This is a genomic window from Streptomyces sp. NRRL B-24085 (assembly GCF_001282115.1).
Classification (GTDB): domain Bacteria; phylum Actinomycetota; class Actinomycetes; order Streptomycetales; family Streptomycetaceae; genus Streptomyces.
On sequence record NZ_LJBR01000348.1, the window covers coordinates 1 to 26,080 of the forward strand.

28 protein-coding genes and 1 pseudogene are annotated in these 26,080 nt (G+C 72.2%); 19 read left to right on the forward strand and 10 right to left on the reverse strand.

The window, feature by feature from the left end:
• Nucleotides 1–256 precede the first annotated feature (256 nt).
• From AOJ26_RS31825 to AOJ26_RS31835, 3 genes are read left to right on the forward strand one after another with little or no spacing between them, the layout of a single operon-like run.
• A complete protein-coding gene (locus tag AOJ26_RS31825; RefSeq protein ID WP_053851833.1) occupies nt 257–1,195 on the forward strand; it encodes a PAC2 family protein in 939 nt (312 codons plus the stop codon).
• Between the two features lie 28 nt (nt 1,196–1,223).
• Complete coding sequence (coaE, locus tag AOJ26_RS31830) at nt 1,224–1,841, forward strand: dephospho-CoA kinase (RefSeq protein WP_053851834.1); 618 nt, start codon at nt 1,224–1,226, stop codon at nt 1,839–1,841.
• Nucleotides 1,842–1,891: 50 nt separating this feature from the next.
• A complete protein-coding gene (locus tag AOJ26_RS31835; protein WP_007381308.1) occupies nt 1,892–2,272 on the forward strand; it encodes a tetratricopeptide repeat protein in 381 nt (126 codons plus the stop codon).
• Between the two features lie 22 nt (nt 2,273–2,294).
• Here the strand turns inward: AOJ26_RS31835 and AOJ26_RS31840 are convergent, their stop codons facing one another.
• Entirely contained in the window at nt 2,295–2,561 is a 267-nt protein-coding gene (locus AOJ26_RS31840; protein ID WP_179200200.1) for a DUF6343 family protein, read from the reverse strand.
• A 77-nt stretch (nt 2,562–2,638) separates the two neighbouring features.
• Here AOJ26_RS31840 and AOJ26_RS31845 point away from each other — a divergent pair, with 77 nt between their 5' ends.
• The 3 genes from AOJ26_RS31845 to AOJ26_RS31855 all read left to right on the forward strand — a co-directional run bounded on the left by AOJ26_RS31845 (nt 2,639) and on the right by AOJ26_RS31855 (nt 4,881).
• Nucleotides 2,639–3,538, forward strand: coding sequence for an acyltransferase domain-containing protein (locus tag AOJ26_RS31845; protein ID WP_053851836.1), 900 nt, complete (start codon nt 2,639–2,641; stop codon nt 3,536–3,538).
• A gap of 62 nt (nt 3,539–3,600) precedes the next feature.
• Nucleotides 3,601–4,305 carry a class I SAM-dependent methyltransferase gene (locus AOJ26_RS31850; protein ID WP_053851837.1) on the forward strand — a complete coding sequence of 235 codons (705 nt, stop codon included), beginning with the start codon at nt 3,601–3,603 and terminating at the stop codon, nt 4,303–4,305.
• Between the two features lie 111 nt (nt 4,306–4,416).
• Nucleotides 4,417–4,881, forward strand: a complete 465-nt coding sequence (locus AOJ26_RS31855) for a DoxX family protein (protein WP_179200199.1) — start codon at nt 4,417–4,419, stop codon at nt 4,879–4,881.
• 234 nt (nt 4,882–5,115) lie between these two features.
• Here the strand turns inward: AOJ26_RS31855 and AOJ26_RS31860 are convergent, their stop codons facing one another.
• Nucleotides 5,116–5,865, reverse strand: coding sequence for an RNA-binding S4 domain-containing protein (locus AOJ26_RS31860; RefSeq protein ID WP_078960110.1), 750 nt, complete (start codon nt 5,863–5,865; stop codon nt 5,116–5,118).
• Between the two features lie 150 nt (nt 5,866–6,015).
• Here AOJ26_RS31860 and AOJ26_RS31865 point away from each other — a divergent pair, with 150 nt between their 5' ends.
• Both AOJ26_RS31865 and pip read left to right on the forward strand, forming a co-directional pair.
• On the forward strand, nt 6,016–6,747 hold the full coding sequence (locus AOJ26_RS31865) for a uracil-DNA glycosylase (RefSeq protein ID WP_053851839.1): 732 nt from the start codon (nt 6,016–6,018) through the stop codon (nt 6,745–6,747).
• 9 nt (nt 6,748–6,756) lie between these two features.
• Nucleotides 6,757–7,724, forward strand: a pseudogene (gene pip, locus AOJ26_RS31870) (prolyl aminopeptidase).
• Here the strand turns inward: pip and AOJ26_RS31875 are convergent.
• Complete coding sequence (locus AOJ26_RS31875) at nt 7,721–8,389, reverse strand: GntR family transcriptional regulator (protein WP_053851840.1); 669 nt, start codon at nt 8,387–8,389, stop codon at nt 7,721–7,723. The pseudogene pip and the gene AOJ26_RS31875 overlap by 4 nt on opposite strands.
• A 175-nt stretch (nt 8,390–8,564) precedes the next feature.
• Between AOJ26_RS31875 and AOJ26_RS31880 the strand changes: the two genes are divergently transcribed.
• Together AOJ26_RS31880 and AOJ26_RS31885 are read left to right on the forward strand one after the other, a co-directional pair.
• Nucleotides 8,565–10,034, forward strand: coding sequence for an NCS1 family nucleobase:cation symporter-1 (locus AOJ26_RS31880; protein WP_053851841.1), 1,470 nt, complete (start codon nt 8,565–8,567; stop codon nt 10,032–10,034).
• Nucleotides 10,035–10,039: 5 nt separating this feature from the next.
• Nucleotides 10,040–10,759 carry an aspartate/glutamate racemase family protein gene (locus AOJ26_RS31885; RefSeq protein WP_053851842.1) on the forward strand — a complete coding sequence of 240 codons (720 nt, stop codon included), beginning with the start codon at nt 10,040–10,042 and terminating at the stop codon, nt 10,757–10,759.
• Between the two features lie 21 nt (nt 10,760–10,780).
• Here AOJ26_RS31885 and AOJ26_RS31890 read toward each other — a convergent pair whose 3' ends face one another.
• Nucleotides 10,781–11,236 (reverse strand): GNAT family N-acetyltransferase, encoded by a 456-nt coding sequence (locus AOJ26_RS31890; RefSeq protein WP_053851843.1) that lies wholly within the window; start codon nt 11,234–11,236, stop codon nt 10,781–10,783.
• Nucleotides 11,233–11,646: a RidA family protein gene (locus tag AOJ26_RS31895; protein ID WP_053851844.1), complete on the reverse strand. Its 414-nt coding sequence runs from the start codon at nt 11,644–11,646 to the stop codon at nt 11,233–11,235. Before AOJ26_RS31895 ends, AOJ26_RS31890 begins: the two co-directional genes overlap by 4 nt.
• A 345-nt stretch (nt 11,647–11,991) precedes the next feature.
• Between AOJ26_RS31895 and AOJ26_RS31900 the strand changes: the two genes are divergently transcribed.
• Nucleotides 11,992–12,762 (forward strand): nucleotidyltransferase domain-containing protein, encoded by a 771-nt coding sequence (locus AOJ26_RS31900; RefSeq protein WP_053851845.1) that lies wholly within the window; start codon nt 11,992–11,994, stop codon nt 12,760–12,762.
• 187 nt (nt 12,763–12,949) lie between these two features.
• On the forward strand, nt 12,950–14,890 hold the full coding sequence (locus AOJ26_RS31905; protein WP_053851846.1) for an FUSC family protein: 1,941 nt from the start codon (nt 12,950–12,952) through the stop codon (nt 14,888–14,890).
• A 3-nt stretch (nt 14,891–14,893) separates the two neighbouring features.
• On the opposite strand, the gene AOJ26_RS31910 is transcribed toward AOJ26_RS31905, so the two are convergent.
• A complete protein-coding gene (locus AOJ26_RS31910) occupies nt 14,894–15,874 on the reverse strand; it encodes an endonuclease/exonuclease/phosphatase family protein (RefSeq protein ID WP_053851847.1) in 981 nt (326 codons plus the stop codon).
• 136 nt (nt 15,875–16,010) lie between these two features.
• On the opposite strand from AOJ26_RS31910, the gene AOJ26_RS31915 reads away from it, so the two are divergent.
• The 4 genes from AOJ26_RS31915 (at nt 16,011) to AOJ26_RS31930 (ending at nt 19,024) form a co-directional block, all read left to right on the forward strand.
• Nucleotides 16,011–17,363, forward strand: a complete 1,353-nt coding sequence (locus AOJ26_RS31915; protein ID WP_053851848.1) for an amidohydrolase — start codon at nt 16,011–16,013, stop codon at nt 17,361–17,363.
• A gap of 117 nt (nt 17,364–17,480) precedes the next feature.
• Entirely contained in the window at nt 17,481–17,696 is a 216-nt protein-coding gene (locus AOJ26_RS31920; RefSeq protein WP_053851849.1) for a hypothetical protein, read from the forward strand.
• 280 nt (nt 17,697–17,976) lie between these two features.
• Entirely contained in the window at nt 17,977–18,666 is a 690-nt protein-coding gene (locus tag AOJ26_RS31925; protein WP_053851850.1) for a DUF899 domain-containing protein, read from the forward strand.
• Nucleotides 18,667–18,835: 169 nt separating this feature from the next.
• Nucleotides 18,836–19,024 (forward strand): hypothetical protein, encoded by a 189-nt coding sequence (locus tag AOJ26_RS31930; protein ID WP_179200387.1) that lies wholly within the window; start codon nt 18,836–18,838, stop codon nt 19,022–19,024.
• Nucleotides 19,025–19,026: 2 nt separating this feature from the next.
• Here the strand turns inward: AOJ26_RS31930 and AOJ26_RS31935 are convergent, their stop codons facing one another.
• The 3 genes from AOJ26_RS31935 to AOJ26_RS31945 all read right to left on the reverse strand — a co-directional run bounded on the left by AOJ26_RS31935 (nt 19,027) and on the right by AOJ26_RS31945 (nt 22,432).
• Nucleotides 19,027–20,970, reverse strand: a complete 1,944-nt coding sequence (locus tag AOJ26_RS31935; RefSeq protein ID WP_053851851.1) for an ABC transporter ATP-binding protein — start codon at nt 20,968–20,970, stop codon at nt 19,027–19,029.
• A 353-nt stretch (nt 20,971–21,323) separates the two neighbouring features.
• A complete protein-coding gene (locus tag AOJ26_RS31940) occupies nt 21,324–21,779 on the reverse strand; it encodes a hypothetical protein (protein ID WP_053851852.1) in 456 nt (151 codons plus the stop codon).
• Complete coding sequence (locus AOJ26_RS31945) at nt 21,770–22,432, reverse strand: ATP-binding protein (RefSeq protein ID WP_234358722.1); 663 nt, start codon at nt 22,430–22,432, stop codon at nt 21,770–21,772. Before AOJ26_RS31945 ends, AOJ26_RS31940 begins: the two co-directional genes overlap by 10 nt.
• A 267-nt stretch (nt 22,433–22,699) precedes the next feature.
• Here AOJ26_RS31945 and AOJ26_RS31950 point away from each other — a divergent pair, with 267 nt between their 5' ends.
• Both AOJ26_RS31950 and AOJ26_RS31955 read left to right on the forward strand, forming a co-directional pair.
• Entirely contained in the window at nt 22,700–23,560 is an 861-nt protein-coding gene (locus AOJ26_RS31950; RefSeq protein WP_053851854.1) for a helix-turn-helix domain-containing protein, read from the forward strand.
• Complete coding sequence (locus AOJ26_RS31955; RefSeq protein WP_007381290.1) at nt 23,561–23,815, forward strand: DUF397 domain-containing protein; 255 nt, start codon at nt 23,561–23,563, stop codon at nt 23,813–23,815.
• Between the two features lie 191 nt (nt 23,816–24,006).
• On the opposite strand, the gene AOJ26_RS31960 is transcribed toward AOJ26_RS31955, so the two are convergent.
• Nucleotides 24,007–25,557, reverse strand: coding sequence for a PLP-dependent aminotransferase family protein (locus AOJ26_RS31960; protein WP_053851855.1), 1,551 nt, complete (start codon nt 25,555–25,557; stop codon nt 24,007–24,009).
• Nucleotides 25,558–25,603: 46 nt separating this feature from the next.
• Here AOJ26_RS31960 and AOJ26_RS31965 point away from each other — a divergent pair.
• Nucleotides 25,604–26,080 (forward strand): carboxymuconolactone decarboxylase family protein (locus tag AOJ26_RS31965; RefSeq protein WP_053851856.1); only part of this gene is annotated, 477 nt, incomplete at its 3' end.

The following is a 26,080-nucleotide window of genomic DNA, read 5'->3' on the forward strand; positions in this document are numbered from 1 at the left end:
CCCGAAGGGGCGCGGGGAACTGCGCGGGGAGATCCACCGGCCGGCGGGCAAAACACTGAGGGACCGCACCTCGGAAGGTACGGCCCCTCAGTTCAGGAGCTACAGCTCAGTGAGCGTTCAGTTTTGCCCGCCGGCCGGTGGATCTCCCCGCGCAGTTCCCCGCGCCCCTTCGGGGGCGCGTTTTTACCGGCCCGAGTGGGAATGCCGCTGTTCCAGGGCGTGTTGAAGCGTACGAACACGAGGAGGAGCGGTCACTGTGCTTGATCCGCAGGGTTTGTACGCATGGGAGCCCAAGGGCCTCGCCGTCGTCGACATGGCGCTCGCGCAGGAGTCGGCCGGTCTGGTCATGCTCTACCACTTCGACGGATACATCGACGCGGGCGAGACCGGCGACCAGATCGTCGACCGGCTGCTCGACTCGCTGCCCAACCAGCTCGTGGCCCGGTTCGACCACGACCGGCTCGTGGACTACCGCGCCCGCCGTCCGCTGCTCACCTTCAAGCGCGACCGCTGGACGGACTACGAGGAGCCCACCATCGAGGTGCGGCTCGTCCAGGACGCCACCGGAGCCCCCTTCCTGCTGCTGTCGGGCCCGGAGCCGGACGTGGAGTGGGAGCGCTTCGCCGCGGCCGTCCAGCAGATCGTGGAACGGCTCGGGGTGCGGCTGTCCGTGAACTTCCACGGCATCCCCATGGGCGTACCGCACACCCGCCCCGTGGGCCTCACCCCGCACGGCAACCGCCACGACCTCGTCCCCGGCCACCGCAGCCCCTTCGAGGAGGCCCAGGTGCCCGGCAGCGCCGAGGCCCTGGTCGAGTACCGGCTCATGGAGGCCGGTCACGACGTCCTGGGCGTCGCGGCGCACGTCCCGCACTACATCGCCCGCTCGCCCTACCCGGACGCCGCCCTGACGGTCCTGGAGGCCATCACGGCCGGCACCGGCCTGGTCCTGCCCGGCATCGCCCACGCCCTGCGCACCGACGCCCACCGGACCCAGACGGAGATCGACCGGCAGATCCAGGAGGGCGACGAGGACCTCGTGGCCCTCGTCCAGGGACTTGAACACCAGTACGACGCGGCGGCCGGCGCGGAGACCAGGGGCAACATGCTCGCCGAACCCGTGGACATCCCGTCGGCGGACGAGATCGGCCTGGAGTTCGAGCGCTTCCTGGCGGAACGGGAAGGCGACAACTGACACGCGCGGAGCGTCTAGGCTTCCGGGCATGCTGAAGGTGGGCCTGACCGGCGGTATCGGCGCCGGCAAGAGTGAGGTGTCGAGGCTCCTCGTGGAGCACGGCGCCGTCCTGATCGACGCGGACCGCATCGCGCGTGAGGTCGTCGCGCCGGGCACGCCCGGCCTCGCCGCGGTCGTGGCGGCCTTCGGCGAGGACGTACTCGCCGAGGACGGCAGCCTCGATCGGCCCAGGCTCGGCTCCATCGTGTTCGCCGACCCCGACCGGCTCGCCGTGCTCAACTCCATCGTGCACCCCCTGGTGGGCGCCCGCTCCCGAGAGCTGGAGTCGGCCGCCGCCGAGGACGCCGTCGTCGTCCACGACGTCCCGCTCCTCGCGGAGAACGCCCTCGCTCCGCTCTACGACCTCGTGGTCGTCGTCGACGCGAGCCCCGAGACCCAGCTCGACCGGCTCGTCCGGCTGCGCGGCATGACCGAGCAGGACGCACGCGCGCGTATGGCCGCCCAGGCGACGCGCGAGAAGCGCCTGGAGATCGCGGACGTCGTGATCGACAACGACGTACCCCTCGACGAGCTGCACCGACGGGTGCGCGAGGTGTGGGACGAGCTGGTGCGCCGGGCGCGCGCCTCCGGGACGTCCGAGGAATAGCGTCCCCCGGTCCGGGCGTTGAACCCTTCCAGTGAGGGAAGGACTCTGCCGTGCCCGAGATCAGCGGATCGACCGGACGTACTCCGGAGACGCATGTCATCGACTACCGCGCAGCCGAGCAGTTGCTCTCCGCGCGGGACCCGCGGGGCGCGGTGAAGCTGCTCGACTCCGTCATCGCCGCCCACCCGGAGAACACCGCGGCCCGGCTGCTGCGCGCGCGGGCCTTCTTCGCCGCCGCGCAACTGCGCCCCGCCGAGCTGGAGTTCACCATCGTCCTGGAGCGCGAGCCGGACAACGCCTTCGCCCACTTCGCGCTCGCCCGCACCTATGAGCGGCAGGGGCGGTCCGACCAGGCCAGGCGGCACTTCCGGCTGGCGGCCGCGCTGGACCCGAATCCGGAGTTCCTGAAGGCGGCGCGGTTCGACTCCTGACGGCCGCCTCGGCGTGCCGCGGCTACCGGGGGCGGTTCTCCGGTGGCCGGTACGGCGGGATATCAGGACCCGGCTGGTAGTGCGGGCCCTGGCGGATGTGCCGGAGGATCATCGTCGTGTCGACGGTGATCACCAGCCAGAGCACACCGCAGGCGATCGCCCACCCCGGGCGGCCGGCCAGCGCGAACGCGACCGTGCCGAAGATCGCCCAGACCAGCCCCCACACGCTCAGCCAGAACCGCGCCCGCAGTGCACTGCGCGCTGTCCTCGGCTCACTGCCCGTACGCATCGGGATCACCACTCCTCCTTTGCAACGTACTCTTCGGAACAGACGTCGACCACAGGGCCGACGAGGGGGGGCACCGCGTGCTGCCGGACGCCGACGAACTGGCCGAGGTGCTGGTGGAACTCGCCGTACCGCACGAGGACGTCAACGAACTCGTGCGGATGGGCCGGCGGGTCATGGACGACCCCGAGCTGCGGAGGTTCCTGGAACACTCCGTCGACGAACTGGTCCGGGACATGGGCAGGGCCGACGACCCGCTCGTTCTGCCCGAACTCGACTGGCCGGCCGGCGCCCTCCAACGCTGCTTCCCCGCCTACGTGTTCGTCGCGGCGCTGCCCCACACGCGCGCGTACCACCGCTCGCGCGGCATCCCGGACGAGGTGTCCCGGCGCACCCTCGCCGACCTCGGGCGGAACATGGCCGTGCACCGCAGGCGGTACGGCAGGGCGGGCGTGCAGTCACCGCGCTGGCTGACCCGGCACTCGCGGGGCGAGCTGTACCAGTTGGGGCGACTCCAGTTCGAGCGGACGCGGTACGGGGCGTGGAACAGCCGGACGCTTGCGGCGGCCGGGCTGGACCTCGCGCCCGGCACGCCCTGTCTGAGCCTGCACATCCCCGACTTCCTCGGCCCGCTGTCACCGGAGGCCTGCGATCGCTCCCTGGCCCTGGCCGCCGAGTTCTTCGCCCGGCACTTCGCGGACGAGCCGTACCGTGCCGCGCTGTGCCATTCCTGGTTGCTGGACCCGCAGTTGAAGGAGTACCTGCCCGCGGACTCCAACATCGTCCGCTTCCAGGAACGTTTCCGGACCGCTCCCCGGGACCCGGAGCCGGAGGACACCGAGCCGGTGCAGTTCGTGTTCGGTGACCCGGAGCTGCCTCCGGAGAGCCTGCCTCGGCGGACGGCGCTGGAGCGGGCCGTCGGCGACCACCTGAGGTCCGGCGGGCACTGGTACATCGGACACGGCTGGTTTCCTCTGTAACTCGGACGGGTGAACCTGTGCGACGGGGGAACGGCCGTGCGGACACCGGCCGTTGGACGGGCATGGAACTGAAGAGGCGAGCAGGACATCAGGGGACGGGACCGGGGGCGATCACCCCGGACGGATGCGCGGTCGAGCTCTACTCGCGGCTGCCCGTGGGAGCGGAGCCGGACATCGTCGCCGCGGCGGTGCCGGCGGGGGCGAGCATCCTGGAGCTGGGCAGCGGTGTGGGGCGCGTGACGGGTCCGCTGCTGGAGCGGGGGTTCACGGTCACCGCGGTGGACGAGTCCGCCGAGATGCTGGAGCGCGTGCGGGGGGCGCGCACGCTATGCGGACCGATCGAGGACCTCGACCTGGGCGAGACGTTCGACGTGGTGCTGCTCGCGTCGTTCCTCGTGCACAACGCCGACCTGGAGGTGCGGCGCGGGATCCTGCGCGCCTGTGCCCGGCACGTGGCGGCGGACGGCTGTGTGCTGATCCAGCGGGAGGGCGAGGACTACCACACCGGCCTGCCGCGTGAGCGGGTCGACCCCACCGGGTTCACCGTTCGGGTCGTGTCGTCGGAACCGGTGGCGCCGGGCGTCAACTCGGTCCACGTGGAGTACGAGTTCCCGGACGCCACCTGGACGCAGACGTTCCGGGTCCGCCCCCTGACGCGGGAGCAGTTCGAGGAGGCGCTGGGGGAGGCGGGGCTGCGCGTGGACCGGTATCTGACGGAGGACCGGATATGGGTGCGGGCGGTGCCGGTAGCGGGTCGGGCGGGGTGAGTTGAGGCCGGTGCCGGCTGGAAATCGGTGGCGTGGCGGCGATGAGTTCCGCTGAGGGTGCGGGTCTACCCCTGTGACAGCAGCACGGACCGCTTCCCACAGGAGACCCCGATGTCCGAGACCACCGTCCCCGTCACCGGCACCACCGCTTCCACCGCCTCCCCCGTCATCGCCGAGTCCCCGACCGCCCGCGGCCGCCGGGCCCGGATCGCCCTGCGCACCCTTCAGGTCGTGCTCGCCCTCTTCTACGTGATCGCCAGCGCGCTCCCCAAGCTGATCGCGCACCCGTCGGCCGCCGAGGGCTTCGACAAGATGGGCTGGGGCAGTGCGGGCATGTACACCATCGGCGTGCTCGAAGCGGCCGGCGGGATCGCCCTGTTGATCCCGATGCTGCAGTCGGTGGCGGCCACCGCGCTGAGCGCGCTGATGGTCGGCGCGTTCGTCGTCCAGCTCACCACCTTCGACGGGGAGAACGCGGCGACTCCGCTCATCCTGATCATCCCGCTGGCCCTGATCGCCTGGGCCCGGCGAGGACACAACGCGGACCTGCTGCGACTGGTGCGACGACGGGCATGACGAGCGCGACCACCCACGGTCACCACGCTGAGACCGGTGCCTTGCCCTTCGGGGGAGGGGGCCGGTCTCAGCGTGGTGACCGACGGGTGCCGGCTGCGGTATCCGTTCCGGGGCTCCTGTCTCCGAGTCCATCACCGGGTCCAGTACCGGGTCCGTTGCACCGGGGCCGTGTCCGGTTCGAGTCCGGGCCCCAGGTTCTGCCCCCGTGCGTCGGCTGCCGCTCCCGCGTCCGGCTCAGCGCGAGCGCCCGCTCCTGCCCGCGCTCCCGCCCCGGTCCGAACGGCGGGTCCGGTCCGTACGACGGGCCGTGCCCGAGTCGCCTGTCGCGTCCGGGTCGCCCGCACCTTCCGAAGCGTCGGGTCCGCTCAAGCCGCCGGATCCGCTCAAGCCGCCCGGTCCGCCCGGTCCGCCGAAGCGGGTCCGGCGGTTGCCTTCCGCGAGGCCACGCAGGCGCTCCAGCTCGCGGCGGTCGCGCTTGGTCGGGCGGCCGGCGCCGCGGTCGCGGATACCGGCGGGGGCGACGGCAATGCGAGGCGGGGGCGGGGGAGAGTTGTCGACATAGCACTGGGCGGCCACGGGGGCGCCGACCCGCTTGCGGATCAGACGCTTGACGATGACGATCCGCTCCCGTCCCTCCTGGCGGACGCGCACCTCGTCGCCGACGCGCAGGGAGTGGGCGGGCTTCACGCGCTCGCCGTTCACATGCACATGCCCGCCCCGGCAGGCGGTGGCCCCCGCGGAACGGGTCTTGACCAGCCGCACGGACCAGATCCAGCTGTCGGTGCGCACCGTCTCGCCGTTCTGCGGCCCGGCGGCCACCGCGGCGGCGACGGCGGCGGCGACCTTCGGGTCCGGGGCCTCGGAGCCCGGGGCGCCGGGAGCCGGGGCGTCCGGGCCGGCGATCTCAGCGCCGGGACCGTCGGCCCGCTCGTCGGCCCGTCCCGTCCCACCGGTCTCGTTGTCGTCCGTACGTTCCACAGCCATGGCTTCGACCTTAGTACCCGGGGCCGTGCACCCCGGGTGGGTTTTCCAGGCGGCACCCCGCAGCGCCGCCCGGCCACCACCGCCCCGGCCTCACCACCAGCGACTGCCCCGGCCGCCGCCACCCAGGCGACCTGCCCGTACCGTGGACCCGTGAACGCCCTGGACGATCTCGACCGCCGGATCTCCGGCTGTCGTGCCTGCCCGCGGTTGGTCGACTGGCGGGAGGAGGTGGCCCGGACCAAGCGTGCCGCGTTCGCCGACTGGACGTACTGGGGGCGGCCGGTGCCCGGCTTCGGGCCCGCGGACGCGCGGATGCTGATCGTCGGGCTCGCTCCGGCCGCGCACGGCGGGAACCGCACAGGACGGATGTTCACCGGCGACCGTTCCGGGGACGTGCTGTACCAGGCGCTGTACGACATCGGGCTCGCCTCGCAGCCGACCGCCGTGACCGCGGACGACGGACTCGAGCTGTACGGCGTGCGGGTCACCTCGCCCGTGCACTGCGCACCGCCCGCCAACAAGCCCACCCCCGGCGAACGGGACACCTGCCGGCCCTGGCTCGTCCAGGAGCTGAACCTGCTCAGGCCCACCCTCCGTACCGTGGTCGTCCTCGGCGCCTTCGGGTGGCAGGCCGCGCTGCCCGCCTTCGCGGCGGCCGGCTGGAGCGTGCCCCGTCCGCGACCCGCCTTCGGACACGGGATGCGCGTCCCGCTCGACGGACTCGAACTCTTCGGCTGCTTCCACGTCAGCCAGCGCAACACCTTCACCGGCAAGCTCACGCCCGAGATGCTCAGGGAGGTGCTGGGTACGGCGGCCGAGGCGGCGGGACTGCGGGGCCGTACCGCTGAAAGTGAGGGGACGAGGCCCCCGTACGACGGCTAGGGTCGCCGGATGCCTCTCTACCCGGAGATCGAACCGTACGCCCACGGCATGCTCGACGTCGGCGACGGCAACCGCGTGTACTGGGAGACCTGCGGAAACCCGGACGGCAAGCCGGCGGTGGTGCTGCACGGGGGGCCGGGGTCCGGCTGTTCCCGTGGGCGCGGCGGCTGTTCGATCCCGCCGCCTACCGGATCGTGCTGCTCGACCAGCGGGGCGCGGGGCGGTCGACGCCGCCCGCGAGCGCGTACGCGACCGACATGCGTGTCAACACGCTGCCGCATCTCATTGCGGACCTGGAGTCGCTGCGGCGGCATCTGGGGATCGAGCGGTGGCTGGTGTGGGGTGTGTCGTTCGGGTCGGTGCTCGGCCTGCGGTACGCGCAGACACATCCGGACGTGGTGACGGAGATGGTGCTGACCGGGGTCGCGACCGGCTCGAATCCCGAAGTGGCCTTGTTGACCAGGGGACTTGGGAAGATGTTCCCGGAGGCGTTCGAGCGGTTCGTGGGGGAGCTGCCCGTGGAGGAGCGGTCCGGGAACCTCGCCGCCGCCTACAACAGGTTGCTCGAATCGCCCGATCCCGAGGTGCGGGCGCGGGCGGCGCGGGCGTGGACCGACTGGGAGACCGCGATCGAGCCCGCCCCGCCGCGCTCGGTGCCGCGGTACGAGGACCCGGTGTTCCGTCAGGGCTTCGCCCGGACCGTCACCCACTACTGGGGCAACGACCACTTCCTGGGCGAGGGCAACGACGAGGGTGTCGTCCTGCGTGACGCCCCCCTGCTGAAGGACATCCCCGGCACCCTCGTGCAGGGCAGCCTCGACCTCGGCAACCTGCTCGGCACCGTCTGGCGGCTCCACCACGCCTGGCCGGGCAGCGAGTTGACGGTGATCGACGGCGGCGGACACAACGCCGGGGAACTGGGTACGGCCGCGATGGTGGCGGCGACCGACAGGTATGCCCGCCGCACGCACACCTAGCTCGTCTCGGCGGAGTCCCCGAACAACTGCCGTACCGTCGACTGATAGTTGGTGCGGACGTGCGCCAGGGCGTGCGCGCGGGCCCGGTCCGGGTCGCCCGAGGCGATCGCCTCGTACAAATCACGGTGCTCGACGAGGAGTTGGGGCCACTCCTCGTTGCGCCGGGTCATCCAGCGCAGCCGGCCGGCAACCGGTTCCAGGGCCTCGACCAGCAGGCTGTTGCGGGCCATCGCCACGATGCGGTCGTGCAGACGGCTGTTGACGTCCGTGATGGTCTCCGCGTCGCCCGCCTCCGTCGCGGTCGCCGCGAGGTCGAGGAGCCGCTGCACCTCGGCGAGATCCTCCGGGGTCGCCCGGGCCGCGGCCAGACCGGCGGCGTACACCTCCAACGCCTCGCGCAGTTCGAAGAGTTCCTTGACGTCGTTCGGGGTCAGCCGCCGTACGACCGTGCGGCGGGGGGTCTCGAAGTGGACGAAGCCCTCGGCGACCAGCGCGCGGATCGCCTCGCGGACCGGCACCCGGGAGACCCCGAAGCGGTCGGCGAGCTCCCGCTCGACGAGTCGGTCGCCCGGCCGCAGTCCGCCGGCGATGATCTCCTGCCGCAGGGTGGCCAGGACGCGTTCGCGGACGGCGCCGAGGGGCTCGGTGTTCGTCGTGGAGCTCATGGGGCCATCTTCTCCGACGCCTGAGCCGTCGTTGACGCCGGAGCTGTTTTACGCAGCGTTAACGGACGCGACATCGGTCAGAACTCTTGACGGCGGGACCATGTCGGCAGTTTGGTATACCAAAACTGGATGCCAGGCGGCCGCCATCCTCCTGTCCCCCGTCCTTGGAGGCCCTGTGTCCCTCGCCGACCGCGCCGAAGCCACCGGCGCACCAGCGTTCGTCCCCGACCCCCGGCTCACCAACGAAGACCTGGCCCCCGCCGGCAAGCGCAACTGGAAGGTCTTCGACCTCTTCGCCATGTGGATGTCCGACGTCCACAATCTCGGCAACTACACCTTCGCGGCCGGCCTGCTGGTCCTCGGCATGAACGTCTGGCAGGTCTTCACCTCCCTGCTCGTCGGCTTCGTGCTCATCTACGTCGGCATGAACTGGATGGGGCGGATCGGCCAGCGCCACGGCGTGCCGTTCCCCGTGGTCAGCCGCATCAGCTTCGGTGTGTGGGGCGCCAACGTCCCGGCCCTCATCCGGGCCGTGATCGCCATCATGTGGTACGGCATCCAGACCTACCTCGCCTCCGTCGCGGTCAACGTGATGCTGCTGGCCGCCTGGCCGGGCCTGGAGTCCTGGACGCACAGCTCCTTCCTCGGTCTCGACGCCCTCGGCTGGGTCTCCTTCCTGTCCCTGTGGCTGATCCAGGCGCTGATCATCAGTCAGGGCATGGAGTCGGTCAGGAAGTTCCAGGACTTCTGCGGCCCGGCGATCTGGCTGGTCATGATCGCGCTGGCGGTCTGGGTGCTGGCCAAGGCCGGCTGGAGCATCTCGCTCACCACCACCCCGCACCCGGTGTCGGTCGGCGAGCAGTGGCGGCAGTGGTTCGGCGCGATCGGCCTGATCCTCGCCACCTACGGCACACTGATGCTCAACTTCTGCGACTTCTCCCGCTTCGCACCGGACTACCGGACGGTCCGCCGCGGCAACTTCTGGGGCCTGCCGATCAACTCCACGGCGTTCGTGGTCGTCTCCGTGATCGTCACCGCGGGCTCGCTGGAGGTCTGGGGGCAGGCCATCACCGACCCGGCCGAGCTGGTCGCCAAGGTCGGCAACACCTGGGTGATGGTCCTGGGCGCGCTCACCTTCGCCATCGCCACCATGGGCGTCAACATCGTCGCCAACTTCGTCTCCCCGGCGTACGACCTCGCCAACGTCTGGCCGCAGAAGATCACCTTCAAGGTCGGCGGCATGATCAGCACGGTCGCCGCTCTGGTCGTGACCCCGTGGAACCTCTTCTCCAACCCCACGGTCGTCAACTACTTCCTCGGCGGCCTCGGCGCCTTCCTCGGCCCCCTGTTCGGCGTGATCATGCTCGACTACTACTGGGTCAAGAAGGGCCGCGTCGACGTCGACGAACTCTTCAGGGCCGAGCCCGGCTCCCGCTACTACTACCGCAAGGGCGTCAACCCCAAGGCGCTGTGGGCGTTCCTGCCGGCGGCCGGTGTCGCGGGCGTCCTCGCCCTGGTGAAGACCTTCAGCGACGTGGCCCCGTACTCCTGGTTCATCGGTACGGCCCTCGCGGCCGGCCTGTACGCGCTGCTGTGCCGCAGCGAGCGAGCCGCTCGCCCGGCCCCCGAGGCCGTGGAGGTCTGAGAGAGGTGCGAATCGTCGTCACCAACTGCAACACCACGCAGGAGATGACCGAGGAGATCGTACGAGGTGCCCGGGCCGCCGCAGGCCCGGGCACCACCGTGCTCGGCCTCACCCCCGCGTGGGGCCCCGAGTCCGCGGAGGGCTGGCTCGACAGCTACCTCTCCGCGGCGGCGGTCATCGACCTGCTGCGCACGTACGAGGGTCCTTCCTACGACGCCGTCGTCATGGCCGGCTTCGGCGAGCACGGACGGGAGGGCGTCCGGGAGCTGGTGGACGTACCGGTCGTCGACATCACCGAGGCCGCCGCCCATCTCGCCTGTCTGCTGGGCCGGCGCTACGGCGTGGTGACCACGCTGGAGCGGTCCTGCGGACAGATCGAGGACAGCCTGGAGCTGGCGGGCGTCGGCCGCAACTGCGCGGCGGTGGTCGGCACCGGCCTCGGTGTGCTGGACCTCGGCGACGAGGAACGCACCGAGACCGCCTTCCTCGCGGCGGCCGAACGGGCCCGGGAAGCCGGCGCCGAGGTGCTGGTGCTGGGCTGCGCCGGAATGACCGGACTGCAACGGACGGTGGGGGAGAAGCTGGGGCTTCCGGTGGTCGACGGGGTGGGCGCGGCGGTGAAGCTGGCGGAGTCGCTGGTGGAACTGGGGCTCAGCACCAGCCGGGTGGGCGGCTATGCCAGGCCGGTGCCGAAGCGGCGGGTGTGGGGTACGCGGCCGGACTGACACGGACTGGTCCGGCCCTGGTCAGGGACGCCAGACGTACCGCACGTCCGGCTCCCGCTCCTCGTTGCCGTTGCCGTCGGTGCGTTCGGCCTCGACGAAGCCGTGCCGTTCGTAGAAGCGGTGGGCCGGCCCGTTGACCTGGAAGGTCCACAGGCTCAGCCCTCGCGGGCTGCGCTCCTTGGCGAGCGTGACGAACCGGTCGCCGATGCCGTGCCCCCGCCAGTCGGGGTCGAGATAGAGCTGGGACAGCAGATCCCCGGCGAGGACCATCAGTCCGACGATCGCGCCGCTCCTGGACTCCTCGGCGACCCAGGTCTCCCGCAGCGGCACGACGACGTCCCGGATGTAGGCGCGCACCTCCTCGTCGGACCGCGGCCGTACCACCGTCGGCAACGCGGCGGCGAAGGAGCGCAGGTACACGTCGGCCGCGGCGGAGGCGTCCGGGGCGGTGGCCCGGCGGATGACGACCGCGCTCACCGTGCCGGCACCTCCGGCACCACGGCCGTCGCCGTGATCTCCACCAACTGGCCGGTGTACCCGAGGCAGGCGACTCCGATGAGCGTCGACGAGTGCGGACCGGTGCTCAGCCCGGACGCCTCGACGACCTCCCACACGGCGGACAGCACCGCGGGCTCGCTGCTCACTACGTGCACGTCGGTCGCCAGCACGTGCTCCAGGTCGCTGCCGACGGCGTGCAGTTGCTCCCGCAGGTTGGCGATCACCTGCTCGGCCTGCCGTGCGGGGTCCCCTTCGCCCACGAGATTCCCCCGGGCGTCCAGGGGAACGGACCCGGCGAGGAACGCGAGCTTCGTGCCCGCCTCGACGACGGAGGCGTGGGAGTAGGTCGGCGGCGGGAAGAGACCCGGGGCGGTGACTCGCTGGATCACGTGGACTCCTGTGACGAACGGCGGACAACCTTTCGATCATCGGGGCCGGGAGGACGGGACCGCATCCCAATTTCCGGGCCCTGCCGGCCTGCGCTCTTCCGGGCGAGGTCCGGGTACGCCGGGGAGAAGGCCGCGCAGACCCTGCGCCGCAGCAGCTCCACCGCGTCCGGTGCGGCCGGACGGCTCGTCGAGGAGGCCGCCGTACCGAACGGGCCGACGGCAGAGACAGCCGGCCTTGCCGTGCGCGAGCGGGAATCCCGCTGATCCCGAGCGGCCGGCGCAACATCCCGGCGGTCCAGAATTAATAAGCGTGCCACTGACAACGGGCCTTCGTAGGCTGCGGCCATGTGCCCCGAGCTCTCCGACGCCGACTTCCTCGACACCACCGCGGACCGCCTCGCCGCCCTCCCCGCCGTCCGGGCCGTGGCCCTCGGCGGCTCCCGCGCCCAGGGAACCGCGCGGCCGGACAGCGACTGGGACCTGGCGGTCTACTACCGCGGCGGCTTCGACCCCGCCGACCTGCGCGCCGTCGGCTGGGAGGGCGAGGTGTCCGAGATCGGCGGCTGGGGCGGCGGGGTGTTCAACGGCGGCGCGTGGCTGACGATCGACGGCCGACGGGTCGACGTCCACTACCGGGACCTCGACGTGGTGGAACGGGAGCTGGCGGAGGCGGAGGAGGGACGGTTCCGGGTGGAGCCGCTGCTGTTCCACCTGGCGGGCATCCCCACCTACCTGATCGTCGCCGAACTCGCCGTCAACCGTGTCCTCAGGGGCGGCCTGCCACGCCCGGCGGCCTACCCGCCGAAGCTCCGCCGCTCCGCCGCCGCCCGTTGGCGGGAGACCGCCCACCTCACCCTCGCCTACACCGAGGCCAACCACGCCCCGGCCGGCCGCCTCACCGAGACCGCCGGTGCCCTCGCCACGGCCGCCGTCCAGATGGGGCACTCGGTGCTGGCGGCGCGGGGGGAGTGGGTGACGAACGAGAAGCGGCTGCTGGAGCGGGCCGGGCTGCGGGACGCCGACCGGATCATCGAGTCCCTGACGTCCTCTTCCGGGCCGGAGTCGGCCGTCCGCGCGGTCGTGGAGACGCGGGAGCTGTTCGTCGGGGTCGGCTGAACGGCCGTCGGGGCCTCGGGCGGGTTGCGTTCATAAAGAACGTGGCTTTTGCATGCATCGTCACACGCGGGTAACACGAGCGCCCCGACCCGTCCAGGAACGCCGTCTACCGTGGACACCACAGTCCGACGCCCGGCCACCGTCGCCCGGAGGCGTGCCCCCGCCCCGACCAGACGACAGGAGCCCCGTGCCGCTCGCCCCACCGCCCTGGCTCGCCCATGCCCTCCGTGCTCAGCGGGGCCCGATCCCGTGGAACGCGGTCGTACGGGGGGCCCTGTCCGCCGGGCCGGTCCTTCTCGTCGCCGTACTCGTCGAGCAGACCTCGGTCGGTGTCGTCGCCGCCATCGCGGCCATGCTCGCCGGGATCAACGACCGGCCAGGGAGCAGGCGGGTCTCCGTGACGAGGATCGGCGTGCCCGCGCTCGCGGGCGCGGTGGGCATGGTCGTCGGGACGTACGCGGGGGAGTACGCGGGGGCCGTGGCCCTCACCGTCCTGCTCACCCTCGTCGGGCTGGTCGCGGGCGGCATCAGCGCCGTCGGACCCGTGGCCTCCGCGGCCGGCACGCAGTTGCTCGTCGCGTCGGCGATCGGAGCGGGCATGCCGTTGCCGGAGGAGGGGTGGCTGCGGGCCCTCGCCTATCTCGGCGGGGCCTGCTGGCTGCTCGCGCTGCGGCTCCTGCTGCCCACCCCCGGCGCCCTCGCCGGGGACTTCCGGTTCGACGGGGAGCGGGAGGCGGTCGCCGGGGTGTACGACGCCGTCGCCGACCTCCTCGACGCCGCGGGCACCGAACACGGCACCGCCTGCCGCGTCGCGCTCACCGCCGCTCTCGACCACGCGCAGGACGCACTCACCGGACCCCGGCTGCGCCGGTACGCCAGCTCGGCCGCCGAGCGGCGGCTGCACGCGCAGTACGCGGCCGCACTGCCGCTCGCCGAGGCCGCCACCGCGCTCGCCTGGGCGGCGGAAGCGGTGCCGGGACGGGCCTCCGCGGGGCCCCGGCGGCTCGCCGCCGCCGTACGGGAGAACACGCGGACCGGGCCGCTGCCGGCGCCCGACCGGTCCCGGCCCGCCCTGCGGGCACTCGACGACGCGTTGCTGCGGGCCGCCGAGGCGTTCGACCGGGGGCGGGGCGGGGACCTCCACACGCGCCGGCGCACCGTCCGGGACCTGCTGCGGTCCGTCCTGGGGGCCGGCGGACGGGAGTACGGCTTGCGGGTCGCCCTGTGCTTCGGGGCCGCCGTCGCCGTCGCACAGGCCCTGCACCACGCGCACTGGTACGGGGAGCACGAGCACTGGTACTGGCTGCCCGCCACCGCCGTCTTCCTCGTCAAGCCCGACCTCGGACCGCTCGCCTCCCGGGTGCTGTGCCGGGCCGCCGGGACCGTCCTGGGCGCGCTGGTCTTCGCCGGGTTCGCGCTCGTGCTGCCGCGGCCCGAGGGGCTCATCGCGCTGGTCGCCGTCAGCGGGGCGCTCATCCCGGTGGCCACCCGGCACTTCGCCGCGCAGACCGCCGTTGTCACAGTCCTCGTCCTGGCGCTGGTCATGGTCGGCGGCGAGCCGCAGGCCTCCGCCGGCCGGATCACCGAGACGCTGCTCGCCTGCGCCATCGTGCTGATCGTGGGGCACCTGCCGATGCCGGGGCAGCGGGGCGGGCAGGTGCGGTCCCGGCTGGCCGCGGCGGGCGGGGCCGCGCAGGCGTACCTCGCGCACGTTCTGGAGGAGACCGAGCGGGGGCCCGGTCCCCGGGAGACCGCGCGGCCCGGCCGACGGGGTGCCGAACCAGCCGCAGGGAACACCCTCGCCGAGGACACGGACACCCGCCCCCTGCGCTGGACCCTCCGTCGCGAGGCCTACCGGGCGCTCGCCGAGGCCCGTACCGCCATCGCCGTCGCCGCCGCCGAACTGCCCGCGCTGGCCCGGCACTCGGAGGGCGCCGACGAGATCGTCGCCGTGCTGGAGCGGATCGTCGACACGACCACCGCGTGCGCCGTCCACCTCGACGACTCCGGGCGACTCGGCTCCGACCAGGTCCACCGGCTCACCGAACTCCTCGACGAACTCGGCCGGCTCGACCGGGGACGGGTGCGAGCCGGGCTGAGGCTGCCCGAACTCCCGGCCGCCCGCTAGGAGTCACACCCGTACCCAAACCGGGGCGTGGTCCGAGCCGGGCGTCCCCACCCGCTTCCGCGGGTCCTCGTCCACCGACGGCAGGACGAGGGCGTCGTCCCGGTGCTCGGGCAGTCCCGTCCCCGCCTCCGCGATGCGCCGGGCCAGACGGTGGCTCACCAGGACGTGGTCGATCAGCTCGGCCCGTCCGAAGCTGACCCGGGAGAAACGGCGCTCCTCGGGTATGCACGGGGCGATGTCCCACAGCCGGAACGGATCGCCCAGGTCGGACTTGTGGAACGCACGCGGCCTGTCGAGCTCCGAGCCGGGCGGGCCGAGCAGGATCTGCGTGGTGGCGGCGTTGACGACGTCGTTCATGTCGCCGAGGACGATCACGTCCCGTTCGGTCCCGGCGCCTTCGAGCAGGAAGTCCGCGACGGCACGCAGGGTCGTCGCCTCGGCCGCCCGCCGGTAGAGGGCGTAGGCGCCGAAGCGGGCCCGTTCGGCCTCGTCGTGCGGCTGGAAGCGGCTCTTTCCCGGGGGCGCCGGGTACGACAGCAGCTTGGACTTGAGATGGGCGACCGCCACGTGCAGCACCCCGTCACCGGTGTCCGTCTCCACCGCGAGGAAGCCACGGCTGGTCTCGCGGTCGTGCGGACCGGGCTCGGTGCCGTCGTCGCCCTGCACGGGGCGCAGCCCCTCCGCGAACACATGGGTGTCCCGCCGCGTCCGCAGGGGAGTACGGCTGAGGAAACCGACCCGGATGCCCCGGCGGTCCGCGTGCCGGGAGAGCGCGATGTGCCACTCACCGCCGACAGCCTTGGCCAGGTCGGCGAGCGTCTCCTCCTGCACGACCTCCTGGACGCCGAGCAGAGCCGGGTCGAGCGCGGCGATCACGGAGGCGAGGGCCGCCACCTTCGCCTCGTACTCGGCCTCGGTCGCCGGAGCGCCGTCGCCGCTGCGCGGCAGCATCAGATTCTCGAGGTTCCAGGTGCCGACGAGCATGCCGGACCCCTTCCGCAAGGCGTACGACGGGCGGTGGTGAGGCCAGGGTGCACGCGCCCGCGCCGCCGCGACAGAGCGGCGACGGGATGCGCGGTCCACCCACTGCGAGGGCACGACCGCGTCGTACGGTGCCTGTATGACGCCTTCTCCCGCAGGTCTCATCATCTCTCCGTGCACCGTGCTCACGCACGACGATCAAGAGCGAATCGGGTTCGAGCGGGACGCCGCGATCGTCGTACGGGACGGTGTCGTCGCCGAGGTGACCAGCAGTGCTCGGGCTGCGGAACTGCCCGCGGCGGAGCGCATCGACGCGCGGGGGCAGATCGCCCTTCCCGGGCTCGTCAACTGCCACACCCACGCGCCCATGGTCGCGCTGCGCGGGATCGCCGAGGACCTGCCGACCGAGGAGTGGTTCAACGACGTCGTCTGGCCCATCGAGTCCAACCTCACCGGGCGGGACGTGGAGTTGGGGGCGCGGCTGGCCTGCGCCGAGATGATCCGGGGCGGGGTCACCTGCTTCGCCGACCACTACTTCTCGATGGACGCGGTCGCCGCGGTCGTCGAGGAGTGCGGCATCCGCGCCCACCTCGGCCAGGCGTACTTCTCCTCCCAGGGAGCCCAAGGCCGCGAGCGGTCACTGGAGTTCGCGCTGCGGTACCGCGGTGCCGCCGGCGGCCGCATCACCACCGCACTCGCCCCGCACGCGCCCTACACGGTCGACGACACCGACCTCGCCGCGACCGCCTCGCTGGCCCGTGAGCACGGCCTGCCCGTCCACCTCCACGCCTCCGAGAACCGCGACCAGGCCGAGGCGAGCCTCGCCAAGCACGGCGTCACGCCCATCGAGGTGCTGCGGCGCACCGGCATCCTCGACACGGACGTCCTGATCGCGCACGGCAGCGGCATCCTCGACCGCGACCTGCCCTTGCTGGCAAGTGCCGCGGGACGTACGGCCGTTGCGACCGCCCCGCGCGGTTACCTCAAGTTCGCCTGGCCCACCACCACACCGGTGCGCGCCCTGCACGACCTCGGCATCCCCGTGGGGCTCGCCACGGACGGGGCGGCCTCCAACAACTCCCTCGACGTGTGGGAGTCGATGGCGCTCACCGCGCTGATCCAGAAGTCCACCACCGGCGACCCACGGTGGCTGACATCCCGTCAAGCTCTGCACCACGCAACCATCCAGAGCGCCCACGCGGTCGGACTCGGCGACCGGGTCGGCAGCATCGCGCCCGGCCGCCGCGCCGACATCATCCTCGTCGACCTCACCGGCCCGCACACCCAGCCCGTCCACGACCTCGCCGCCACCCTCGTCCACAGCGCCCGCTCCTCCGACGTCCGCACCACGATCGTCGACGGCCGCGTGCTGATGCGGGACCGGGAGCTGCTGACCATCGACGTGGACACGGTCGTGGCGGAGCTGGGGGAGCGGATGCCCGCCTTGCTGGACCGCAGCCACGGCAGGCGGATACAGGACTACAGCACCTGAATTCCGGTCGTGCACAAGCACTTTGGCGCCAACCACGGGTGACCGGGCGGTCGCGCCGGGTGATTCCGCGCTACATATGACAGCGGGAACATCCGCCTGACGGGGAGGGCCGGCCGGATGGAGCTGACGATCAACGTCGCCGTACTGCTCGCTGTCATCATCGTCCTGCGGCTGCGCCGGCGAACACAGGCGCGGAGCCGGAACGACGAGAAGCTGACCGTGGCCATCGTGCTGGTCTTCGGGATCCTGATCGCTCCGACCGCCTTCGGGCACGGAGTCGTGGACGTCGTCGGCCAACTCGCCCAAGGGGTCACGGAGTCGGGCAGGCCCTGACCGCGAACCGGGAACCCAGCCGGGGAACGGCTTGCTCGTGTCCTCCTCTGTCCCTGATGCAGGCGTCGAGCCTCTGCTGCTTCAGCTCGGCGATCTGCTGGCATCCGGTTCTTGTCGCAGCGCAGGTGACGGCGGCCAGAGCCCTGTGCGCAGAAGCCGAAGGAGCCGGAGGAGCCGCAGGAGCCGCAGGAGCCGCAGGAAAAAAACTCCCGCGCCACCGATGAGTTCCGTCCCTCCCCGCGGTCACCACCCCGGACGGACCGTCGCACAGGAGGGGCCCATGGCGCTACCGGAGATCGTCTCGCGGGACGAATGGCGCGCGGCGCGCGAGGAGTTGCTGGTCAGGGAGAAGGCGGCCACGCGCGCGCGGGACGCCCTCAACGCCGAGCGGCGCAGACTGCCCATGGTCGAGGTGGAGGAGGAGTACGTCTTCGAGGGCGGCGACGGCAAGGCCACCCTCCTCGACCTCTTCGAGGGGCGCGGCCAGCTCGTCGTCTACCACTTCATGTTCGCCCCGGAATGGGACGCGGGCTGCCGGAGCTGTTCCGCCTTCCTGGACCAGATCGGGCACCTCGCCCACCTGAAGGCACGGGGGACGACGTTCGCGGCCGTGTCGAGAGCGCCGTACACGAAGATCCTGCCGTTCAAGGCGCGGATGGGATGGACCGTGCCCTGGTACTCGTCGTACGGCAGCGACTTCAACCGCGACTTCGAGGCCACCCTGGAGATCGCGGGGGAGCCGGCCGAGCGGCCCGGGGTGAGCTGCTTCCTGCGCGACCGCGACCGGGTCTTCCACACCTACTCGACCTACGAGCGCGGCCTCGACGGCCTCGGCTCCACCACCAGCCTCCTCGACCTGACCGCGCTGGGCCGGCAGGAGGAGTGGGAGGAACCCAAGGGACGTGCGTCGACTCTCGGGGCGCCTGCGGGCAGTGCGCGCATCCGATATCACGATGAGTACCAGGACTGATGCACAAAGCGACAGAAGTGACCGCTGAGTAGTCGGAATCTCACGCTTCGCGCTGAACCCGTGTCAACTACGTCTCAGTACGGCAACTCACCGAGGCTTTCGGGGCCTGGAAGGCGTTAACTCCTACAAGCGCTCCTACGGATGAGCGCACGCTTTCTGGAGGTGCAGGGTGGTGAACGGGCGAACAGTGCTCGAACGCTTTCCCGCTGGCGGGCCGCGCGGATCGTGGCCGGCCGAGGAGTTCGCGCAGGCGAGGCGTTCCGAAGGGCTGCAGGCGGAGGTCGTCATGGATCTCGCGTCCGACATGTTCCTGGTGATCGTCCGCGGTGGAGAGGCAGCGGTCGACGCCCTCGCATGAGGTCAGCCCGCCTCCTCGGCGGGCACCCTTGCCGTGAACTGCTTGGCCTGGAGCGAGTACAGCTCCGCGTAGACACCACCGGAGGCCAGGAGCTCCTCGGGCGTGCCGGACTCCACGAGCCGGCCCTGCTCCAGGACGTGCACCAGATCCGCGTGCCGTACGGACGCCAGCCGGTGGGTGATCAGGACGACCGTCTGACCGGTGCCGGCCAGGGCGCGGATCTTCTCGAAGACCTCCAGCTCGGCCCGGGCGTCCAGGGCGGCCGTCGGTTCGTCCACGATCAGGATGCGGCCGCGCCGGTAGGCGGCCCGGGCGATCCCGAGCCGTTGCCACTGCCCGCCCGACAGCTCGTGCCCGCCGCTGAAGTTGCGGGCCAGCAGTGTGTCCAGGCCGCGCGGCAGATCGGCCAGCACCTCCCTGGCCCCGGCCTCCGCGACCGCCCCGGACACCCGTTCGTCGGTCAGCGGCGCCGAGGTGCGGCCCACCGCCACGTTGACGCGGGCGGTGAACGGCCACCGCTTGAAGTCCTGGGCGACCATCGCGACCCGCTCGGCGAGCAGCCGCCGGTCCGCGTGCGCCGCGTCCACCCCGTCCCACAGGATCCGGCCCCGGTCGGGGGTGTACAGGCCTGCCAGCAGCTTCACCAGGGTGGTCTTGCCGGAGCCGTTCTCGCCGACCAGCGCGACGATCTTGCCGAGCGGCAGGGTGAGCGTCACGTCGTCGAGCGCGGGGCGGGCCGTGTCACCCGGGTAGCCGAAGGTGACGTTCTCGAAGCGGATCTCGCGCGGCTCGTCCGGCAGCGCGGTCCCGCCCGCCGGGATGGCCCACTTGGCGGCCTCCTCGTAGAGCCGCTGGAGGTCCCCGACGAACAGGGCCTCCTCGTGCAGCGCGTTCATCTCGACGACCAGGGTGTTCAGGCTCTGTGAGCCGGTGCGCACGGCGATCACGGCCGTTCCGGCCACCGACAGCGCCATCGCGCCCCCCAGCAGCAGCCCGCCGAGCGTCGCGTACGTCGCCACCGTGGCCAGGCCCGTCCAGGCCGCCGCGATCAGTCCCGTACGCGCGGCGAGCCGGGCCAGCTGGGCCTGCTCCGCCTCCGCCGTCTCCGCCATCGCGCGGTAGTGCCTGAGCAGGAACGGGCCCACCCCGTGGACCCGGATCTCCGGCGCCGACTCCGGCTCGATCAGCAGGGCGCCGAGCAGCCGGCCCGCCCGTACGTGCTGCACCCAGGTGTGGAAGGACTCGTACTGGCGGCGGGCGATGGTCAGCGCGCCCCAGCCGCTCGGGATCGTCATCGTGACCAGCAACGGGAGCAGCGCGGGGTGCAGCACGGTCAGCACGCCCGCCGCCGCGACCAGCGAGATCATCGCGTTCACCACCCGGGTCGCGAACGAGATCATCCGGCGGGCCGAGGTGGCGCCGTACTGCGCGGTGTCCAGCAGCTTGTGGAAGGCGTGGTCCTCGATCGCGGCCAGCTCCACGGTGGCCGCCTGCTCCAGGTACCGCTCGGTCGCCACCCGCTCGACCTTGGGTTCGAGCCGGCCCGTGGCGTACGTCGACGCCGCCCGCAGCAGCGCTCCCACGAACATGACGGCGGCCATGGTCACCAGCGCGGGCACGACACCCCGCAGCCGGTCCTCCAGGGCGCCCCCGCCGATCAGCCGCCCCAGCGCACTGTTGACGGCGAGGAGACTCACGGCCTGGGTCAGTCCCCGGCCGACCTCGGCGACCAGCACGATCCGCGCGGCCCGCCGGTCGGCCTGCCAGGCGAGCCGGAGACTCCCCGAGAGCAGCGAGGGCAGCCGGCCGACCATGGCCCGGAACCCCAGCTCCAGAAACGCGTCGGAGTGCGAGTTCCACCCCGCGTCGTAGCGCAGCGGCCCTCCGAAGAGCAGTCGCTCCGACTCGGAGACGCCGGGCTGCTCGACACCACGCCGTTTCCCCACCGCCGGCCTCCCCCCGATCGTGGACGGGGCAACTATGGCGGGGCGGACGGGACCTGGGCAGGGCGCAGAGCAAAGCAGGCGAAACAAGCGGGCGCACGCCGCAGGGCCTCGGGCGGGGGTCCGCCTCGGGATGCCGAGCGGGCGGTCCGGCTCGGGGAGCCGGGAAGGGGTCCGTGTCAGGGTGCCGGGAGGGGGGCCGCGTCAGGGTGTCGAGCGGGCGGTCCGGCTCGGGGTGCCGAGCGGGGGTCCGCGTCAGGGTGCCGGGAGGGGGCCGCGTCAGGGTGTCGAGCGGGGATTCGCCTCCGAGTGCCGAGCTGGCGGTCCGCCTCAGGGGGCCCGGCGGGCGGTCCTCCTCAGGGAACCTGTCCCGCCGGGCTGACCGGCCGGGACCACGTGGGTGTCGTCCCCGTCAGCCGGCACAGCGCCAGGTACAGCGGTATCGGCGGCGTGTAGGGCAGCGTCCCCTCGGCCCGGTGCACGAGGGACGGCACCACCGGGGCGTCCGGAACAAGCGCCCCGGTGGCGTACTGGGCGGGCACGGGCCATTCGAGCGCGTAGTCGGAGTCGGCGGGAACGAGCCACCACCAGTGCGTGCCGTCGGCGTACACGCACCCGACCCGCGGCAGCCGGGACAGGAGCTGCTCGCTCAGCAGTGCCGGTATCCGCACCGCGTCGCAGCCCAGCGGCGCCGTCATCCCCTCCGGGACGGCCAGCCTGTGCGGTGTCCCCGGCGTCCGCAGCCCGCGTCCGAGGCGGACCAGCGTGTCCAGGGTCAGCACCTGGCCGCCGGGCCCGCTCCTCACGCCCATGCGTCCGAGCCCCCCGCTCCGTGCTCGCGGGCCGCCCCCTCGGGCGCCGCTCTGTGGTGTTCCTCGGCCTCGTCACCCTGGCCCGGCTCCCCGGAGGGCACCGGCTTGGGGCGGGCTCCCCAGCCCAGGTCGTTGCGCGGGCCCGCGTCGGTGCGGGGCTCGTCCGCCTTGCGGGGCAGCTCCGCCCAGACCAGCAGCCCGGGGCCGTGCTCGTGGGCGCCCCACGCGTGACAGAGGGAGTCGACGAGGAGCAGTCCCCTCCCGTGCTCCTCTTCGCCGCGCTGCGGGGACGGATGCGGTTCACCCGGCGCGCAGCCCTCGTCACGGACGGCTATCCGCACCAGGTCGTCGTTGTCGTGCAGCTCGCAGACCACACGGCTGCTCGCGGTGTGCACGATGGCGTTGGTCACCAGCTCGGAGACCACCAGGGCGGCCGAGTCGCAGGTGTCCTCACAGACCGACCAATGGGTCAGCCGCGCCCTCGTCAGGCGTCTGGCCTGCGCGGGAGAACCCGGATGCGCGGCCAGCTCGAAACGGAACCGGCGCCGGGCAGCGGCCCTGTCGGGCCCCAGTCCCGCGACAGCACCGAGACCCTGGGGGCGGTCTTCGGCAGCGTCTGTTCCTAAGGGCGGGGACGGAATCACGCTTGCCACTATCGCCCCGTCGTGAACACTTGGCAAGTGTCACTCTGAAAAATGCAGAGTGCTGTGTGACGCGGTGAGAGGCCGTGGCACACTGCTCGCAACAGCATGTCGAGCGGCGCCAGTTGGGATCACCGAAGATCCGTACGCACGGTATTCGTATCCGTACAGATCTTCGAATCAGGTCTTCGAATGGCGCCGCTGGCCTGTCAGCATGCTGGTGGCTGTGACGCCCGTACATGCCTTGACGCGCCGAATGTGACTCAGTGGAGGTGGAGCGTGAGCGAACCGCGGTCCGCGCCGACGGTCGGCCAGGTCGTCCTCGGTCGGCGCCTGCTGGACCTGCGGGAACGCGCCGGGCTCAAGCGCGAGGAGGCCGCCCGCATCCTCCGGGTCGCCCCCGCCACCGTCCGCCGTATGGAGATGGCCGAGGTCGGGCTCAAGATCCCCTACCTGCAACTGCTGCTGAAGGCCTACGGCGTCTCCGACCAGGAGGCCGAGGACTTCGTGCAGCTCGCCGAGGACGCCAACCGCCCCGGCTGGTGGCAGCGCTTCCACGACGTGCTGCCCGGCTGGTTCTCGATGCACGTCAGCCTGGAGGGCGCGGCCGCGCTCATCCGCGAGTACGAGCCGCACTTCGTGCCCGGTCTGCTCCAGACCGAGGACTACGCGCGTGGCGTCCTGCGCTCGGGCGCCATCGGCCAGACCAGCCCCGAGGACATCGAGCGCCATGTGGCCCTGCGCATGGAACGGCAGGGACTGCTCACCCGTCAGGACGCGCCCCGGCTGTGGGTGGTCATGGACGAGACCGTGCTGCGCCGCCCCGTCGGCGGCCCGGAGGTGATGCGTGCGCAGATCGACAAACTGCTCGAGGCGACGAAGCTGCCCAACGTGACGCTCCAGGTCGCCCCGTTCGCCAACGGGCCGCACCCCGGGACGTACGGGCCCTTCGTGCTCTTCCGATTCGCCATGCCGGAACTTCCGGACATGGTCTACAGCGAGTACTTGACCGGCGCGGTCTATCTGGACGCGCGAGTCGAGGTGGCGACCCACCTCGAGGTCATGGACCGCATGGCGGCGCAGGCCGCTACGGCACATCGCACGAAGGAGATCCTCCGGGATCTCCGCAAGGAGCTGTGAATGAATCGCATCAAGCCCCGTCTCCCCGTCTACAACGGCATGCCTGCCCGGGAGCTGGGGAGCGAAGGCTGGCACAAGCCGTGGAGCGGCGGCAACGGCGGCAACTGCCTGGAGGCGATGAAGCTCGCCGACGGCCGGATCGCCGTGCGCCAGTCCACCGACCCGGACGGACCGGCGCTGATCTACACCACCGACGAGATGACCGCCTTCATCGAGGGCGCGAAGGCGGGGGTGGCCGACTTCCTGCTCTCCTGACTCGTTGCGCCATTGCTAAGCACTGAATCGTCGGGACCGACCGAGAAGAGTGAGAAGAGGGCGTAGAACCAGGACGCCGAACGACGCGGAGCAGCCACCAGCCTGCCGACAGCCACCACCGGCAGGGGTGGCTGTTCCGCTTTTCCGGCACTCTGCACAGAGGGGCGGGGTCGAGGGCCCGCGGTGGCTTCCTACAGAGGCAGGCCTCCTGGCGCCAGCACCGCGCACAGTGCCTCCAGGGCCGCTCCGTACGCGTGCTCAGGAGGCGTCGCGTACCCGACGACCAGGCCGTCGTGGGCCGGCATGTCCGTGTCCGGGTGGCGGAAGCCCGCTAGCCCGTCGAGCCCCACCCCGTGCCGTACGGCGCTCTCGACGGCGGACCGCTCGGTGCCCGGCGGCAGCCGCAGCACCGCGTGCAGCCCCGCCGCGACCCCGCCGACCTCGATGTGCGGCGCGTGCTCGGCCAGCGCGGCGACGAGCCGGTCCCGGCGACTGCGGTAGCGCTGCCGCATCCGCCGTACGTGACGGTCGTAGGCCCCGGAGGCGATCAGATCGGCGAGGGCCAGCTGGTCGAGCACGCTCGCCCAGGCCTCCCGCTCGCCCTTGGCCGCGAGCACCCCGCCGACGTACCGCTCCGGCAGCACCATCCAGCCCAGCCGCACCGCGGGTGACAGGCTCTTGCTGACCGAGCCGATCAGGATCACCCGCTCGGGGTCGAGGCTCTGGAGGGCGCCGACGGGCTTGCGGTCGTAGCGGAACTCCCCGTCGTAGTCGTCCTCCAGCACCACCGCGCCACGCGCGCGTGCCCAGTCGACCACCCCCGCCCGCCGCTCGGCGTGCAGCGGACCGCCGGTCGGGAACTGGTGGGCGGGCGTGAGCAGTACGGCCCGCTCGCGGCCCAGCCGGTCGACCCGAGCGCCGTGCTCGTCGAGGGGGAGCGGCACGGTCCGCACGCCCGCGGCAGCGAGCAGCTCCCGGTGGAAGGGCAGCCCGTACGCCTCGACGGCGAGCGGACCGCGCAGGATCCGTCCGCCGCGGACCGGACCGCCGACCCGGTCTCCGTCTCCGCCCGTGTTTGCGCCTGCGCCTGCGCTTTCGCCTGTGCTTCCGACTCTGCTTTCGCTCCTGCTTCCCGTTCCGGGTCCGAAGAGCAGCCGCAGGGCGTGCGCGAACCCGGAGCAGACGACGATCCGGTTCGGCTCCGTCCGCACGCCACGCGCGCGTGCGAGGTAGTCGGCGAGGGCCGCTCGCAACTCCGGCCGCCCGGCGGGGTCGCCGGGACCGAAGACCTCGTTGGGGGCCTGGTGGAGGGCCCGGCGGTAGGAGGCGAGCCAGGCGGACCGGGGGAAGGAGGAGGCGTCGGGAGTGCCCTGGCGGAGGTCGTGCCGGACGGGCCCGTCGTGGGGTGGGGCGTGCGGGGCACGCGCGTGTGCCTTCGGGGGTACGGCGACGGGGAGCGGCCGGGTCCGTTCGGCGACGTGGGTGCCGGAGCCCTGGCGGGCGGTGAGCCAGCCCTCGGCGACGAGTTCGGCGTAGGCGTCGGCCACGGTGTTGCGGGCGACCCCGAGGTCGGCGGCGAGCGAGCGGTACGGCGGCAGCCGGGTGCCCGGGGCGAGCCGTCCGTTGCGCACGGCGTCACGCAGCGCCGTGATGAGCACGGCCCGCCTGCTGCCCGGCCCTGAGAGCTCCAGGTGCAGGTCGGAGCCGATCCGTTCCGCGTAATTGACCCATGATTCCGCCACGGAAATGCACCTTACAGCCGGTCTTTTCAGGCCGTAGGTTCATTGCATGACCACGACGAACCAGCACGTGACGGAAACGGCTCGACTGAACCTCGCGAAGGCCGCCCCGAAGGTCTTCCGGGCACTGATCGGCTTCGACACGGCGGCCCGTGAGGGGCTCGACCCCGCTCTCGTCGAACTGATCCAGATCCGCGCCTCCCACCTCAACCACTGCGCGTACTGCCTCCACATGCACACCAACGACGCCCGCAAGGCCGGCGAGTCCGAGGACCGCCTCCACATGGTCCCGGTGTGGCGGGAGGCCCGGCATTTCTTCACCGAGAGGGAACAGGCGGCCCTCGCCCTCACGGAGGCGGTGACCCTGGTGGCCGACGGGGGAGTCCCGGACGCGGTCTACGCACAGGCCGCGGCCTGCTTCGAGGAGCAGGAACTGGCCCATGTGCTGTCCCTGATCCTCACGATCAACACATGGAACAGGGTGGCCTTGGCGACGGCGAAGGTGGCGGGGACGGACGAGCGGGGG